This is a genomic window from Ruegeria sp. CDSC021 (genome assembly GCF_059610845.1).
The window spans coordinates 82,353-97,098 of record NZ_JBXWOK010000010.1 but is presented as its reverse complement, the minus strand read 5'-3'; the positions used below and the strand labels follow the sequence as shown (position 1 = coordinate 97,098).

The window sequence follows — 14,746 nt, the reverse complement described above, 5'->3', positions numbered from 1 at the left end:
CACCAACAAAAACAAAGGAGTGTCCATGCGCATCGCGATTGGTTTGGCTTTAGTGGGGCTTGCCTATTTGATATTTTGGCCTGTTGACGTGGACCCAGTGGCCTGGGAGCCGCCCGAAGCTCCGGGCTTTACCGGCGTGTTTGCCGAGAACAACGCTTTGGACAGCCTCGAACTAGTCTCTTTGCCGGATGGCGAGGAAGGCCCGGAAGACATCGCGATCATGCCGGATGGCACGATCTACACGACATCCATGTCCGGCGCGCTTTATCGGATCGACGGCGACAGCCCGGTCAAGATCGACGACCTGGGTGGGCGCCCTTTGGGTCTGCAAGCTGGGCCGGACGGCGCGCTATATATCGCAGATAGCTTCCGGGGGCTGATGCGCTGGACCGGGCCTGGCACGCTGGTATCCCTTGTGTCCGAGATTGGCGGGTCTCCGGTGGTCTATGCCAATCAGTTGGACGTGGCTCCGGACGGTACGGTCTATTTCTCGAACTCGTCTGATCGGTTTGATCCCGAAACCATGGGCGGCACCAAAGCCACCTCGGTCCTGACCATCTGGGAGCAGTCGGATACGGGATACGTGGCCCGCTATTCCCCTGATGGCACAACAAAAAAGGTGGCCGAGGGCTTTGTCTATACCAATGGTGTAGCGCTTTCCCCGCAGACGGATTTTCTGCTGATCGCCGAAACTGGCCGTGCGCGGGTGCACAAGCTCTGGCTAACTGGGCCGAGTGCTGGGCGGCGCGAGGTGTTGATGGAAAACCTGCCGGGATACCCCGATAACCTCACGGCGCAGGGCGACGGCACTTATTGGATGGCCTTCGCCAGCCCGCGGGTGCCGAGTGAAGCTTTGATGCCCTATCCCTTTTTGCGCAAGGTGATCTGGCGGCTGGGTCCTTTGGTGCGACCGGCGCCGATTCATCGCGGCATGATCGTCCAATTCGACGGGGATGGCACAATCCTGCAAACCTTGCAGGACCCCGGCGGGCGGCTGGGCATCACCACGGCGGGTCAGGTCGTTGGTGACCTGTTCTATGTCATGACGCTGGATTCGCCGTGGTATGGCCGGATGCCCGTCGCTGATTTGCCCTGACGTCGTGGTGGCACTGTCCTCGTCTTGCTGGCATGGTTGACGCAACACTGATTTCCGGAGGGACCAATGTCTCGCGTTTCCATCGAATACAAAGACCATATCGCCCATGTCACGCTAACCCGTGGCGACAAGATGAACGCGCTGGACGAAGCCATGATCAAGGCGATCCTGTCCGCCGGGCAAGAGGTGGCGGTCTCCGACGCCCGCGCCGTGGTGCTGTCGGGTGAGGGTAAAAGCTTCTGCGCCGGTCTCGACATGGCCAGCTTCGCCAGCATGGCCCACAAGGACCCAACCGAATGGCTGATGAAGCGCAGCCATGACGACGCCAACGAAATGCAGGAGCTTGCCTTGATCTGGCGCCGTGTCCCCGTTCCAGTCATCTGTGCCATTCAGGGTGTGGCCTATGGTGGCGGACTGCAAATCGCACTGGGCGCGGATATCCGCATTGCCCAGCCCGAGGCGAAATTGGCGGTGATGGAGATGAAATGGGGTATCATTCCCGACATGGGCGGCATGGTTCTGCTGCCCGAGCTTGTGCGCTCGGACGTGCTGCGCTTGCTGACGTATACTGCACGTCCAATAGGCGCGCCGCAGGCGGCTGATTGGGGGCTGGTCACGAAACTCTCGGACGATCCTCTGACCGAGGCGCTGGCTCTGGCTGAAGACATCGCAGGCCAAAGCCCTTCAGCCATCCGTGCCGCCAAGCGCCTGATCGACGTGGCCGAAACCCGTTCGCGAGCCGACGTTCTGCTGGCCGAATCTGCCGAACAGGTGGAGCTGATCGGCAAACCCGATCAGATGGAGGTTGTCATGGCGCAGATGCAGGGCCGTAAGCCCAAGTTCAAGTAGTCACCACATGAATCCCGATGCGCATCGCGGACCTGCACGTCAGGCAGTGGGGTGTAGGCTTTGCGCATCTGATCCAGCGTTACTTGAAATGAATTCTCTGGGTTGGACCTAGGTCTGTGCTTTCTTGATCCGGCGTACCACCAGAGTTCCCAATGATCCAAATTTTGGCCGGTTTTACTTTGGCTGTGGCCTCAAGGCAAAGCGGCTATCGCAGCCAGTTAGTCACCAGATAGGCAATGCCACCAGCCAGCAAACCCCAGACCGCGGCCCCCAGCCCGAAGACTGTGATACCGGACGCAGTGATAGCAAAAGTCAGGATCGCCGCCTCACGCTCGGCCACAACCTCCAGCGCAGCGTGGATCGCATTTGCCAGCACACCGATCAGTGCGACCCCGGCCAGCGTCCCCATCAGCAACGGATCGGCATGGGTGGCAAATCCGGTGATGGCCACGGCAAAAACACCAAACAGGCAATAGAATACGCCACCCATGATGGCCGACCAATAGCGCAGCGCAGGATCGGGATGACTGTCCTGATTTGAGCACATCGCGGCGGTGATGGCGGCAAGGCAGGTGGCGGGGGCTCCGAACGGGGCGGACAGCAGGCTGGCCCCTCCGACGGCCGAGAACAATTTGCCCGGCACGGGCGAAAAGCCAAAGCTGCGCATCACCGCGATGCCGGGGATGTTCTGTGTCGCCATGGTGACGATGAACAGCGGCACTCCGATCCCTATGGCCGAGGCCAGCGAGAATGTAGGTATGGCCCAGATCGGTGCTGCAATCAGACGCTCGGGCATGATCGTTGTATTCCCGGCGTTCAGGATGACTATAATGGCTGCTGCGATCACTGCCGCGGGAACAGCAAACAGCCGGTTGAACCGCCCCGCGATGAACCATGTCAGGATTACGGGTAGCGCCTGCCACGGAATCTCGACGGCCGCTTTGAACGGGAGGATACATAGCGGCATCAGAACCCCGGCAAGCATTGCCTGCGCTAACGTGGTCGGGATTGCAGCTGCCAACCTTCCCAGCGGCTTCCACAACCCAGCCACAACCGTCAAAGCGCCAGCGAACAGGAACGCACCGATAGCTCCTGAGAATCCCTCGACAGGTGTGGCGGATACAGCCAACAGCGCGACACCCGGCGTGGACCAGGCGACACTGATCGGCAACTTGTAGCGCAAGCTCAGCGCGATGGCGGCCAGCCCCATGGCGATGGCGGCGGTCATCAGGCCCGATGCGGCCTCCTCCGGTGACGCACCCATCGCATCCAGCCCCTGCAATACAATGGGGAATGAGCTGAAAAAGCCGACGATGGCCACAACCAATCCGGTTGAGATGGTCTGCATTGGTGGAAATGCGCGTGTCATCCTGCCCTCAGCGTTATCAACCTGCACTTGCTAGCAATCGTAAGCGGAGGTGAACAGGGCGAAATCCGGACCGGGGAACGAAAACCCCGCCAACGCGGGCGTGGCGGGGTCTGGTATCTTGAACGGTTTGGAGCAGACGAAGATCAGGCGATTTCGGCCAGACGTGCCAGCGCCTCGTTCAGTTTCACCTCTTCCTCTTCACGGGCGGCGAGGTTGGCTTTGGCTTCGGCGACAACCTCTTCCGGGGCCGAGGCCACAAATTTCGGATTGTTCAGACGACCGCGCAAACCACCCAATTCCTTGGCAAGTTTGCCCTTGGCCTTTTCCAGTCGTTCCTTTTCGGCGCCGATATCGATGATATCTGCCAGCGGCAAACCGAACGTCGCACCCGGCGCGGCAATCGAGATCGTTCCCTTGGGAAATGCATCCACTTTGGTCAGGCTGTCGATCCGCGCGAGCCGCTTGATCAGCGCCTCGTTACGGTCCCATGCAGCTTGGCCATGCGCGTCAATCTCTGTCACCAGCATCGGTACATAAAGGCCCGCCGGAACCCGCATCTGCGCACGAGCTGAGCGCGTGTTCTCGATCACCGAAATCACCCAGTTCATTTCGCGATCAGCCTCTGGGTCGACCAGTTCGGTGCCGTAAGTCGGCCAGTCGGCGTGTACGACCATCTTGGCGCGCGTGCCTGTCAGGCCCCACAGTTCCTCGGTAACGAAGGGCATGATTGGGTGCAGCAAGACCATGGACTGGTCCAGAACCCAGCGCATGGTAGCGCGGGTCTCGGCCTGTGCTTCGGCATCGTCACCCTGCAGCAGCGGTTTGGAGAGTTCAACGTACCAGTCGCAGACCTTACCCCAGACAAAGGCGTAAAGCCCGTTGGCCGCATCGTTGAAACGATAGCTTTCCAGTGCGGCGTCGACCTCGGCCCGTACGCGGGCAGTTTCGCCTATGATCCAACGGTTTACGGCGGCCTTGGGTTTCAGATCGGCGACGTCTAGTTGCGGTACGGCGTCGGTGAAGACCTCGTTCATCTCGGCAAAGCGAACAGCGTTCCAAAGTTTTGTACCAAAGTTGCGATAGCCGGTGATGCGTTCGCGAGACAGTTTCAACACGCCGCCAATCGCCGCCATCGAGGCATTGGTAAAGCGCAGCGCGTCGGCGCCGAATTCGTCCACGATCTCCAGCGGGTCGATGACATTGCCGGTGGTCTTGGACATCTTCTTGCCCTTCTCGTCGCGGACGAGCTGGTGCAGGTAGACGGTGTGGAACGGGATCTGATCGACCACCGCCAGTTGCATCATCATCATCCGGGCGACCCAGAAGAACAGGATGTCAAAGCCGGTGATCAGAACGTCCGTGGGGAAGTAGCGTTCCAGCTCCTCGGTCTGCTCGGGCCAGCCCAGCGTGCCGATGGGCCAGAGGCCGGAGGAGAACCAGGTGTCGAGAACGTCGGGGTCACGCCAAACCGGATAAACCAGCTTCGTCGGGTCTTGTTCAACTGCATACTGAGCAAGACTTTCGGCGAATTGATGGATCGCTTCTTGCTTATCGGCAACTTCGATTACAGTTGCGTGGCTTAGCGGGCTGGGAATGTTTGCATTATCGTCCAGGAATTTTTCAGTCACTGCCTCCAGACTCGACGCGCATTCCATGACATTGCCACGGTGCAACATACCGCCTTCGTTCAGCAAACGACCCAATTCGACCAGATCAAGGTTGCCGTCGTTCTCGTCATCTTTGAAGTTTTCGGCCGACAGGTCGAGGCCATACCAAACCGGAATCTGATGCCCCCACCACAACTGGCGCGAGATACACCAGGGCTCGATGTTTTCCAGCCAGTGGTAATAGGTCTTCTCGCCCGACTCGGGGATGATCTTGACCGTGCCGTCCTTGACCGCGTCCAGCGCGGGGCCGACGACTTTTTCGGCATCCACGAACCACTGGTCGGTGAACATCGGTTCGATCACGACCTTCGAGCGGTCGCCAAAGGGTTGCATGATCGGTTTGCTCTCGACCAGCGGGACGAGTGCAGCCGGGTCGTCGTCCTCACCCAGCTTTGTGCCCAGAACCGGGTTGTCGGCACGGGTCATGACGGCCAGACCGTCGTTGGTGATCTCTTCGACCACCTTGGCGCGCGCCTCGAACCGGTCAAGCCCGCGCAGGTGATCGGGGATCAGGTTGATTGCGTCGATCTCATTCTCGGTGAACTCCTTGCCGCGCGCGTATTCCTGCGCCTTGCCGGCCTCTTCGGCATAGGGCGCGCCATCGGCTCGCAATGCGCCACGCGTGTCCATCAGACGGTACATCGGAATACCGCCACGCTTGGCGACCATGTTGTCGTTGAAATCATGCGCGCCGGTGATCTTCACCGCGCCCGAGCCGAAATCGGGATCGGGATAGTCATCAGTAATGATCGGAATCTGCCGACGATGCTCTTTCGGTCCAACAGGAATTTCACATAGTTTTCCTATGATTGGCGCGTAGCGCTCATCTGACGGATGAACCGCAACCGCGCCGTCGCCCAGCATTGTTTCGGGCCGTGTCGTGGCGATTGAGATATAGTCGCGCTGTTCCTCAAGCACGATATTCCCGTCCTCATCCTTTTCGACATACGTATAGGTCTCACCACCCGCCAGCGGGTACTTGAAGTGCCACATATGGCCCGCGACCTCGATATTCTCGACCTCAAGATCCGAGATTGCGGTCTCAAAATGCGGGTCCCAGTTGACCAGACGCTTGCCGCGATAGATCAGGCCCTTTTCGTACATTTCTACGAAGACCTTGATGACGGCATCGTGGAAATTTGCAGAATTCTCATGCCCTGTGCGCGGGTCACCCGGTGCACCTGCCATGGTAAACGCGTTGCGCGACCAATCGCAGCTGGCGCCAAGACGCTTGAGCTGTTCAATGATCGTGCCGCCGTATTCACCCTTCCATTCCCAGACTTTCTCAAGGAACTTCTCGCGCCCGAGTTCACGCCGCCCTTCGTTGCCCTGCGCCGCCAGCATCTTTTCAACCTGCATCTGCGTGGCGATGCCCGCGTGGTCCTGACCGGGTTGCCAAAGCGTGTCGAAGCCGCGCATCCGGTGCCAGCGGGTCAGGATATCCTGCAGCGTGTTATTGAACGCGTGTCCCACATGCAGCGCCCCCGTCACGTTGGGCGGCGGGATCATGATGGTAAAGCTTTCATCGCGCGATCTGTTCGCGCCTGCCTTGAAGGCTCCGGCCTGTTCCCAGGCCTCGTAAATGCGGGCCTCGGCCTCGGCCGCGTTGAATGTCTTTTCCATCGCCATTGGATGCGTCCTGCGTCAACAAATTCGGGTTAGCGCTTGCAATATCGAAAGGATAGCAAAAGGGAAAGGGCCAAGCGCCGGGGCTATGGACAATGATGCATCGCAGCCTAATGTCGCCTAGAGGCAGAGACAGGAGCGCGCGGTGGAAAAGTTTGGCAAAAGCCAGCCCGTCAAACGGACCGAGGACCAGCGGTTTCTGACCGGGCAGGGGCGATATATGGATGATGTCCTGCCGCACGGGGCTTTGCATGCGGTATTCGTGCGATCCCAGGTGGCGCATGGGGTGATTGGGGCGCTGGATCTGGATGACGCGCGCGCGGCCGAAGGGGTGCGGCTGATCATGACGCTGGACGACCTGAAGGCCGCCGGGATCGACACGTGTATGAATGCGGCCATCCTGAATAACCGAGACGGTTCGAAAGCAGCTGCGCCGGACCGGCATATGCTGGCCGCGGATCGCATACGGTTTGTCGGAGAACCCGTCGCTGTAGTCATTGCCGACACCGCCTTACAGGCCCGCGATGCGGCCGAGCTGATCTGGGTCGAAACCTCTGACTTGCCCGTAAAACTGGACGTGTGTGCGGGCGGAGAAACGCTGCACGCGGAAACTCCGGATAATCGGGCATTTGATTGGGCGCTGGGCGATGAGGCGGCAACTATTGCTGCGTTTCAGCAGGCGGCCCATACCGTTGCACTGAATGTGGACGACAATCGAGTGATCATCACGTCGATTGAACCGCGGGGCTGTCAGGCGCATTGGGTTGATGGGCGGTTGCACTTTTCCTATGGCGGGCAGGGGGTTTGGGCCATGCGTGGTCAGCTGGCGCAAAAGCTAAAGCTCAACCCCGAGGATATCCGCGTCACGACCCCGGATGTCGGCGGCGGGTTTGGCATGAAGGTCATGCCCTATCCCGAATATTTCTGCGTGGCCGTTGCTGCGATGAAGTTGGGCCAGCCTGTTCACTGGATGTCTGACCGGTCCGAGGCGATGTTGTCCGATCACCATGGCCGCGATCTGTCGTCGCTGGCCGAGCTGGCCTTTGACAGCGATCACCGGATCATCGCCTATCGGGTGCACAGCAAGGTGAATCTCGGCGCCTATAACAGCCATTTCGGGCAGGCGATACAGACCAACCTTTTCAGCAAAGTGCTGATGGGCGCCTATGATGTGCAAACCACCTATCTGCGGGTCGAAGGGTTCTTTACCAATACCACGCAGGTTGACGCCTATCGCGGGGCAGGACGGCCCGAGGCGATATATGTCCTGGAACGCGCCATCGACCGCGCGGCCCGAGAGCTGGGCGTCGATCCCTGGGATCTGAGGCGCAAGAACTTCATCCGGCCCGAGGCCTTTCCTTACAAGACCGCGACCGGCGAAACATATGATGTCGGTGATTTCGACATGGTTCTGTCCCAAGGCCAAAGGCAATCCGGCGGCTTTGCTGCCCGCAAGATCGCCGATGCCGAACGCGGTTTGTTCAGGGGGCAGGGGATTTGTTACTATATCGAAAGTATTTTGGGCGACCCTTCCGAGAACGCAAAGATCGAGTTCGATGAGGATGGCAGCGTGAAACTATTTGTCGGAACCCAATCCAACGGGCAGGGGCACGAAACGGTCTATGCTCAGTTCCTCTCTGACCAAACCGGGGTTCCCCTGGATTGTATCATCGTAGTTCAAGGTGACAGTGACCAGCTTCCGAATGGTGGGGGAACCGGGGGATCGCGATCAGTTACGGTGCAAAGTACAGCGACGCTTGCCACGATCGACGTCATGGTTGCCGCATTCACGCCCTATCTCGCAGATAAGATGGGGGTGGAAGAAAGCGACGTGCGCTTTGATTTTGAAACCTTCCGCGCGCCGGGATCAAACCTGACACCCACTTTGACCGAGGCCGCGGATATGGCCCGTGCCGACGGGCGCGTTGATTTGTTGCAGCATCAGGCAAGCATCTCGCTGGACGACCGTAGCTATCCCAACGGGGCACATGTTGTCGAAATCGTGATTGACCCTTGTACCGGCGAAACATGGGTAGACCGCTATACTGTGGTCGATGATTTCGGTAATCTTATCAATCCGATGCTGGCCGAGGGGCAAGTTCATGGTGGTGTCGCACAAGGCATCGGTCAGGCGCTGTCCGAACATGTTGTCCATGATGCGCAGGGGCAACTGCTCACGGCATCGTTGATGGATTACGCCTTGCCCCGCGCAGCCGAGATACCCATGATTAAGTTTACCTCGGCGCCGGTACCGTCAACCTCTAACCCGTTGGGAATGAAAGGATGCGGAGAGGCCGGCACCGTGGGCGCGCTGGCTGCAGTGGCAAATGCGGTTCAAGATGCGCTCTGGGATCACGGGGTGCGGCAGGCCGATATGCCTTTTACGCCGCACAAAGTATGGGAACTGCTGAACGATGCAACTGTCGCGGCTGAGTAGAAAGGTACTGGGGTGGCTTGGACGGCCGCTGCGATCCGAGCATTCGGCCGAAACGCGCCATCGTGAACCTGTCAGCCATGTCATCATTCTAGACGGCACCATGTCGACGCTTGAGCCCGGATATGAAACTCATGCGGGGCAGGCGCTGCGGCTGTGCTGCGAGATGGGAAGCAAGGTATCCGTCTTCTATGAGGCCGGCGTGCAATGGGAAAGCTGGAAGTCCTCGTTGGATGTGATGATGGGGCGGGGGATCAATCGCCAGATACGCCGGGCCTATGGCTATCTGGCCTCGCGGTATAAGCCCGGCGACCGTATCTATTTCATCGGCTACTCACGTGGGGCCTACGGTGTGCGCAGCCTTGCGGGTGTGATCGATATGATTGGCCTGCTCAAGGCCGAGCATGCGACCGTAAGGAATATCAAACAGGCCTACCGCCACTATGAATGCAATGCCAATGGTAGCGCCGCCGCTGCGTTTCGCCGGCAGTTCTGCCATGAAGATGTTGCAATCGAAATGATCGGCGTGTGGGATACAGTAAAAGCGCTGGGCTTGCGTCTACCGCTGCTTTGGCGGTGGGCCGAGGATCGCCACGCCTTCCACAACCATCAGCTTGGTCCCGCTACGCGCCACGGCTACCACGCGATGGCGCTGGATGAAACGCGCGAGGTATTCGAGCCGGTCCTGTGGAAATGTACCCCCGATTTTAAAGGCCATATCGAGCAAGTCTGGTTCCGAGGCACCCATGGCGATGTGGGTGGCCAGTTGAACGGGTTTGAAGAAGCCCGCCCCCTTAGCAACATCTCGCTGGTTTGGATGCTGGACAAGGCAGAGCTGCACGGCCTGCCATTGCCGGAGGGATGGAGAGACCGCTTTGTGATCGACCCTCATGCGCGTTCGGTCGGCACATGGCGCGGTTGGGGTAAGATTTTCCTACTGCGCAAGCACCGCAAAGTAGGCCGCGACCGATCCGAGCGGCTGCATGTCTCGGTTTCGCCAAACGAACTGCCCGGTTGGGTGCCGATGCTGGATTTGCCATCGCATCCAGCGCAGTAATTCGGTTCCAGCTGCGAACAAAAATCACTGGGAACATTTACTGGTTAGTGAGACCCTAATACTCATATATTGAAACAAGTATCGGATCATCATACTCACGCCGAACACAAAGGCGAATTGACATATGGCAGACCCATATTTTTCCGAACTCAAGTACCTAGGAGGCCCACCACAGGACTTTATCGAGGTCGCTGTTGACGCGGGTGCGGATGTTTCTGGGCTTGTTGTTACGATCTACAACTCTGACGGATCTATCCGCAGCACTAACACGCTTGATGGGATCACCCCGACGACCGTCGCAGGCCGGGACGTCTATGTAATTGATTCAGCCAGTTCCGCCACCTTTACCGGGCTCGGTAAAACCAATGGTATCTCTTTATCCGACGGGGCAACGGTTTATCAGTTCAGCTCTTTCAGCGATCCCCCCAGCCCCGGTCCTGTAACGGCGACAACAGGCCCTGCCAATGGGATGAGCTCGACGGTTATCGGCGAGGCCGGGGCGGGAGATTCACTTATTTCCACCGACGATGGTGGAACCTATACGGTGAACACCACTCCGACACCGGGCACCATACCGTGCCTTACGGCAGGAACGTTGATTGCGACCGATCAGGGCCCTGTCCTGATCGAGAGTTTGAAGCAAGGTGATCGTGTCTTGACGGATCATGGTTGCACGCAGCCTTTGTCACAAATCATTCGGCGACATGTCAGTGTGCGGGATTTGCGCCGCAATCCCAAGCTTTACCCAGTACGCATTTGCGCTGGCGCGCTAGGGCAGGGCCTGCCCAGACGCGACCTGCTCGTGTCCCGTCAGCACCGGATGCTGATATCCTCGGCGATCGTTAAGCGCATGTTTGAGTGCCCCGAGGTTCTGGTCTCAGCTATAAAGTTGGTCCAGCTTCCGGGGATATACGTCGACGACAGAATTACAGAAGTTACTTATTTCCACCTGGTGTTTTCTGAACATGAGGTAATTTATGCAGATGGCGCCCCGACCGAGAGCCTTTTGCTTGGCGATGAAGCACTGAAATCTCTACCGGCAGCAGCCATGGAAGAGCTTGTAACGCTGTTCCCCGATCTTGTCGAAACCCCGATGCAAAAGACCAACTACAAAATCCCAGAGGGGGGGCGGCAAAAGCGATTGATCGCTCGGCATGCACGGAACCGGCGGCCGCTTTTGGCAGATTACGACTCTTCTTCGATTCCAGTGTGATCGCTCTTAGATGACGCAGAGCCAAAACAGGTGTATTGCCTACATTCCGGCCTGCTGCGGGCACCGCGTTCTGTTGCTAGGTGCCTGCCGTCGTCAAAGCCTTACCGCCGCCGGTCGCGACGTGAGCTCATAGGCTGGAACGCCACACCCACATGCGCTTCGCAATAAGGTTTGCCTGCCTCAACGGGCAGACCGCAAAACCAGAAATCCTCGGTCGCGGGGTCGCCGACGGGCCATTTGCAGGTCTTCTCGGTCAGTTCCATCAGCGTCAGCTTTTTGGCTTTCTTCTCAACCTCGTTGACCTTGGCCAGCGCCTCGGGGCTGATCTCGTTCGCTGAAGGTTGCGGCGGCAGCGGTTGACCGGCCGGGATGATCTGACGGCGGGCCGGAACAGCGGGCTTGGCCTCGGCTGCCGGCGCTGCGGCTGGACGTGCCGGTTCCGTCTTGGGCGTGGGTTTGGGCTTGGCCTCGGCCTTGGGCGCGGGTGCTGGTTTTTCCTTTGGCTCAGCCTTGGCGGGGGTCGCGCCGGTTGCGCGATTCGACAGGCCCAGCCGGTGGACTTTGCCGATAACCGCATTGCGGGTCACACCGCCCAGTTCCTTGGCGATCTGGCTGGCCGACTGGCCCTCGCCCCACATCTTTTTAAGCAGCTCTACACGCTCGTCAGTCCAGGACATCATTTGCCTTTCAAAAGCGGAAAGCGGCCCCGGATTCGGGCCGCCTTGGGAATTCGTCTCAGCCCCCTATTTTAAACACTGCGGTCCGAGTTACAAGCGGTCTTCGAATCAGGTAGAGGGCAGATCATGCAGAATCTCATGGATCAGGAGGCACGCCGCTTTGGTGCGGTGAACTGGATGGGTCTCTATACGCTGGCCCGGCGGGAAACTTTGCGGTTTATGGCGGTGTGGACGCAGACACTTTTGGCACCGCTGGTGACTGCGGGGCTGTTTCTGCTGATCTTCAACATCGCTATCGGGCCCAGCCGGTCTGATGTGATGGGCGTGCCATTTTTGACCTTTCTGGCGCCGGGCATCATGATGATGACGGTGATCCAGAATGCGTTTGCCAATACTTCGTCCTCGATGGTGATCTCGAAAGTACAGGGCAACATCGTCGATACCCTTATGCCGCCGCTTTCGCCGTTAGAGATTCTGCTGGGATACCTTGCGGGCGGCATTGCCCGTGGCTTTCTGATCGCTGTTGTCGTTGCAACCGCGCTGGCGCTGGTGCTGGGTATTGTCCCGCAGAACCCACTGATCGCCATGATCTTTGTAGTGCTGGGAGGGGCCTTTATGGGCGCGCTGGGCCTTTTTGCCGGGATATTCGCCAATAAGTTCGACCAGATGGCTGCGATTACCAACTTCATCGTCACGCCTTTGGCGTTTCTTTCTGGCACCTTTTACTCGGTCGAGGCATTGCCGCCGGTTTTGTACCGGCTAAGCCACGCCAACCCGGTTTTCTATCTGATCGACGGGCTGCGCTACGGTATGATTGGGGTTTCGGACAGCTCGCCCTACCTTGGGATGTTGATCTGCACGGCTGCAACACTGGTGGTCGGTGCACTGACCTGGCAGATGCTGCGAACGGGCTATCGGCTCAAGGCCTGACGGTGCCGCGCCTCGCGCCACACAAGAATCAGCCCTCCGGCCAAGATGATGGCAGATCCAATCAGGCTGACCGCGTCGGGGACCACATCGAATATCGCAAAATCATATAGCGCAGCGAACAGCAGTGTCGCATAGCTTATCGGCGCTACGAAAGACGCATCTGCCCGCGCCATGCCGTTAACGAAACAGGCCTGTGCGCAAGCCATCAATGCGCCGATCCCCGCAAGGGCCGCCCATTGCGCCGGGCTGGGCATCTGAAACACGAAACTCACCGCGACCGACGCGATAGTCAGGCCCATAGCGTTGTTCACCAATAGAATTTGGATCGGGCTCTCTCGCCCTGACAGCTTTTTGATAAAGATCAGCTCCATCCCGATGACGACCGCCGCCGCCAGCGCCAGTAACGCCGCAGGTTGGAAGGTCGCAGGTGTCGGGCGCAGCAGAACCATAGCCCCGATCAGGGCCACCGCCGCCGCCAGCCAGCGCCAGGGGCCGACGCCTTCTTTCAGCAAGGGAATGGCCAGAACCATCGCAAAGACCGGGTTCAAGAACGAAATCGCCGTCGCATCCGCCATCGGTATGAACGCGACCGATGCAAACATCAGCGTGATTCCCAGCCAGCCAAAGCTTGTCCTACCGATATGCAGCCCCCAATGGGGCCGCCGCAGGGTAGGGCGCATGATGCCCACTGCCGAAACGATGACCAGGAAGGCGAATAGAAACCGCCCGTGGCTGATCTGCATTGGGTGCAAAGGAGCACCTAGCGTATCTGTCCCCAAAGCTTTGGCCAGCAGGGTGGTTGCCGCAAGGAATGCACTGGCGACAAAAATCAACAGTGCCGCAAGGGGCGGGTTATGCGCTTTGGGAACGAACATGCGTAAGCGGTGATGTACGGGTGGACGAAAGGCAAGGGGTAAAACGGTCAGGGCTGTCCCGACGGTGTTGCAAGAGCCTGTTTGGCCTGTCGCAAGCTGTCCAGAAAACGATTTGCGCGCCCGATCCGCGCCTCAACCTCTTCGATCCGTTCCTGAAGAAATGCTACGCCGTCAAAGGTTTCGGGATCAGCCGCACCAAGTTGCCCCAGCAGAGTTGCAAGTTGGGCGATACTGATCCCCGCCGCCTGTGCATCGCCGATCTGTTCCAGCGTGATCAGCGTGTCATCCGGGTAGTCGCGATAGCTGTTTGTCGCTTCTGGCCCGGGGCGCGAGGCAATCAATCCGTGCCGTTCGTAAAACCGCAATGTGTCGCGGGGCAGCCCGCTTCGGCGGGACAGTTCTCCGATACGCATCTGTAAAACCATTGACTATACTCTATGGTTTTGATCTTATGGCCCGTGGTCAAAGCCTGCAAGGGGAAAGATGATGGGATCCAAATGTCAAAGCTGCGGCATGCCTCTTAGCAAGGATACCGAAGGGGGAGGCAGCGAAGCGGACGGAACCCGCAGCACACGGTATTGTTCACTCTGTTACGCTGACGGTGCGTTTCGACATCCCGATGCCTCGTTCGAGGATATTTCAGTCCCATTGTCTGGATGCGCTGGTGAACAAGGGCATGCCCCGCATTCTGGCCTGGGCTTTTACGCGCGGTATGGGTCGATTAAACCGCTGGAGCGAAGGCTGATACGGGGGTTGCAGCGTTGCAGCAACAAAGCCCTTTTCATCGCAAATCTTCGGCGCTATACGGCATCCATGATCAAACACGCTGATATCCTGCGACTTCGACGCCGACGCTTTGCCGCGTAACCGGCCCGTTTGATCCTTTTGCGCTGCCCAAATCGGCGCATCTCCCACCAAATCAGTTGACGAACATGGCCCTCGTGTATCACTCA

General features: G+C 58.7%; 12 protein-coding genes. 7 read left to right on the top strand and 5 right to left on the bottom strand.

Annotation, left to right across the window (positions count from 1 at the left end; translation table 11 throughout):
* Window positions 1-25: 25 nt before the first annotated feature.
* Window positions 26-1,096: an SMP-30/gluconolactonase/LRE family protein gene (locus AC2FGB_RS15455; RefSeq protein ID WP_496694257.1), complete on the top strand. Its 1,071-nt coding sequence runs from the start codon at window positions 26-28 to the stop codon at window positions 1,094-1,096.
* A 66-nt stretch (window positions 1,097-1,162) separates the two neighbouring features.
* Complete coding sequence (locus AC2FGB_RS15450) at window positions 1,163-1,945, top strand: crotonase/enoyl-CoA hydratase family protein (protein WP_496694256.1); 783 nt, start codon at window positions 1,163-1,165, stop codon at window positions 1,943-1,945.
* A gap of 205 nt (window positions 1,946-2,150) precedes the next feature.
* Here the strand turns inward: AC2FGB_RS15450 and AC2FGB_RS15445 are convergent, their stop codons facing one another.
* Complete coding sequence (locus AC2FGB_RS15445) at window positions 2,151-3,314, bottom strand: benzoate/H(+) symporter BenE family transporter (protein WP_496694255.1); 1,164 nt, start codon at window positions 3,312-3,314, stop codon at window positions 2,151-2,153.
* 143 nt (window positions 3,315-3,457) lie between these two features.
* Window positions 3,458-6,610, bottom strand: a complete 3,153-nt coding sequence (locus AC2FGB_RS15440; RefSeq protein WP_496694254.1) for a valine--tRNA ligase — start codon at window positions 6,608-6,610, stop codon at window positions 3,458-3,460.
* Between the two features lie 142 nt (window positions 6,611-6,752).
* On the opposite strand from AC2FGB_RS15440, the gene AC2FGB_RS15435 reads away from it, so the two are divergent.
* The 3 genes from AC2FGB_RS15435 (at window position 6,753) to AC2FGB_RS15425 (ending at window position 11,311) form a co-directional block, all read left to right on the top strand.
* Window positions 6,753-9,044: a xanthine dehydrogenase family protein molybdopterin-binding subunit gene (locus AC2FGB_RS15435; RefSeq protein ID WP_496694253.1), complete on the top strand. Its 2,292-nt coding sequence runs from the start codon at window positions 6,753-6,755 to the stop codon at window positions 9,042-9,044.
* Window positions 9,022-10,098 (top strand): T6SS phospholipase effector Tle1-like catalytic domain-containing protein, encoded by a 1,077-nt coding sequence (locus AC2FGB_RS15430; protein ID WP_142638056.1) that lies wholly within the window; start codon window positions 9,022-9,024, stop codon window positions 10,096-10,098. The genes AC2FGB_RS15435 and AC2FGB_RS15430 overlap by 23 nt, the downstream gene beginning before the upstream one ends.
* A 124-nt stretch (window positions 10,099-10,222) precedes the next feature.
* Window positions 10,223-11,311, top strand: coding sequence for a Hint domain-containing protein (locus AC2FGB_RS15425; RefSeq protein WP_496694252.1), 1,089 nt, complete (start codon window positions 10,223-10,225; stop codon window positions 11,309-11,311).
* Window positions 11,312-11,412: 101 nt separating this feature from the next.
* Here AC2FGB_RS15425 and AC2FGB_RS15420 read toward each other — a convergent pair whose 3' ends face one another.
* Entirely contained in the window at window positions 11,413-11,988 is a 576-nt protein-coding gene (locus tag AC2FGB_RS15420; protein ID WP_142638060.1) for a GcrA family cell cycle regulator, read from the bottom strand.
* 126 nt (window positions 11,989-12,114) lie between these two features.
* On the opposite strand from AC2FGB_RS15420, the gene AC2FGB_RS15415 reads away from it, so the two are divergent.
* Window positions 12,115-12,918, top strand: a complete 804-nt coding sequence (locus AC2FGB_RS15415) for an ABC transporter permease (protein ID WP_142638062.1) — start codon at window positions 12,115-12,117, stop codon at window positions 12,916-12,918.
* On the opposite strand, the gene AC2FGB_RS15410 is transcribed toward AC2FGB_RS15415, so the two are convergent.
* Entirely contained in the window at window positions 12,900-13,793 is an 894-nt protein-coding gene (locus tag AC2FGB_RS15410) for a DMT family transporter (RefSeq protein WP_496694251.1), read from the bottom strand. The two genes, AC2FGB_RS15415 and AC2FGB_RS15410, sit on opposite strands and share 19 nt — an antisense overlap.
* Window positions 13,794-13,840: 47 nt before the next feature.
* Complete coding sequence (locus AC2FGB_RS15405; protein WP_246097248.1) at window positions 13,841-14,218, bottom strand: MerR family transcriptional regulator; 378 nt, start codon at window positions 14,216-14,218, stop codon at window positions 13,841-13,843.
* A 58-nt stretch (window positions 14,219-14,276) separates the two neighbouring features.
* Between AC2FGB_RS15405 and AC2FGB_RS15400 the strand changes: the two genes are divergently transcribed.
* Complete coding sequence (locus AC2FGB_RS15400) at window positions 14,277-14,660, top strand: zinc ribbon domain-containing protein (protein ID WP_496694250.1); 384 nt, start codon at window positions 14,277-14,279, stop codon at window positions 14,658-14,660.
* The last annotated feature ends 86 nt before the right edge of the window (window positions 14,661-14,746 follow it).

Coding starts and splice junctions, on each gene's coding strand:
- AC2FGB_RS15455 (WP_496694257.1), top strand. CDS start 26: ATGCGCATCGCGATTGGTTTGGCTTTAGTGGGGCTTGCCTATTTGATA.
- AC2FGB_RS15450 (WP_496694256.1), top strand. CDS start 1,163: ATGTCTCGCGTTTCCATCGAATACAAAGACCATATCGCCCATGTCACG.
- AC2FGB_RS15445 (WP_496694255.1), bottom strand. CDS start 3,314: ATGACACGCGCATTTCCACCAATGCAGACCATCTCAACCGGATTGGTT.
- AC2FGB_RS15440 (WP_496694254.1), bottom strand. CDS start 6,610: ATGGCGATGGAAAAGACATTCAACGCGGCCGAGGCCGAGGCCCGCATT.
- AC2FGB_RS15430 (WP_142638056.1), top strand. CDS start 9,022: ATGCAACTGTCGCGGCTGAGTAGAAAGGTACTGGGGTGGCTTGGACGG.
- AC2FGB_RS15425 (WP_496694252.1), top strand. CDS start 10,223: ATGGCAGACCCATATTTTTCCGAACTCAAGTACCTAGGAGGCCCACCA.
- AC2FGB_RS15420 (WP_142638060.1), bottom strand. CDS start 11,988: ATGTCCTGGACTGACGAGCGTGTAGAGCTGCTTAAAAAGATGTGGGGC.
- AC2FGB_RS15415 (WP_142638062.1), top strand. CDS start 12,115: ATGCAGAATCTCATGGATCAGGAGGCACGCCGCTTTGGTGCGGTGAAC.
- AC2FGB_RS15410 (WP_496694251.1), bottom strand. CDS start 13,793: ATGTTCGTTCCCAAAGCGCATAACCCGCCCCTTGCGGCACTGTTGATT.
- AC2FGB_RS15405 (WP_246097248.1), bottom strand. CDS start 14,218: ATGGTTTTACAGATGCGTATCGGAGAACTGTCCCGCCGAAGCGGGCTG.
- AC2FGB_RS15400 (WP_496694250.1), top strand. CDS start 14,277: ATGATGGGATCCAAATGTCAAAGCTGCGGCATGCCTCTTAGCAAGGAT.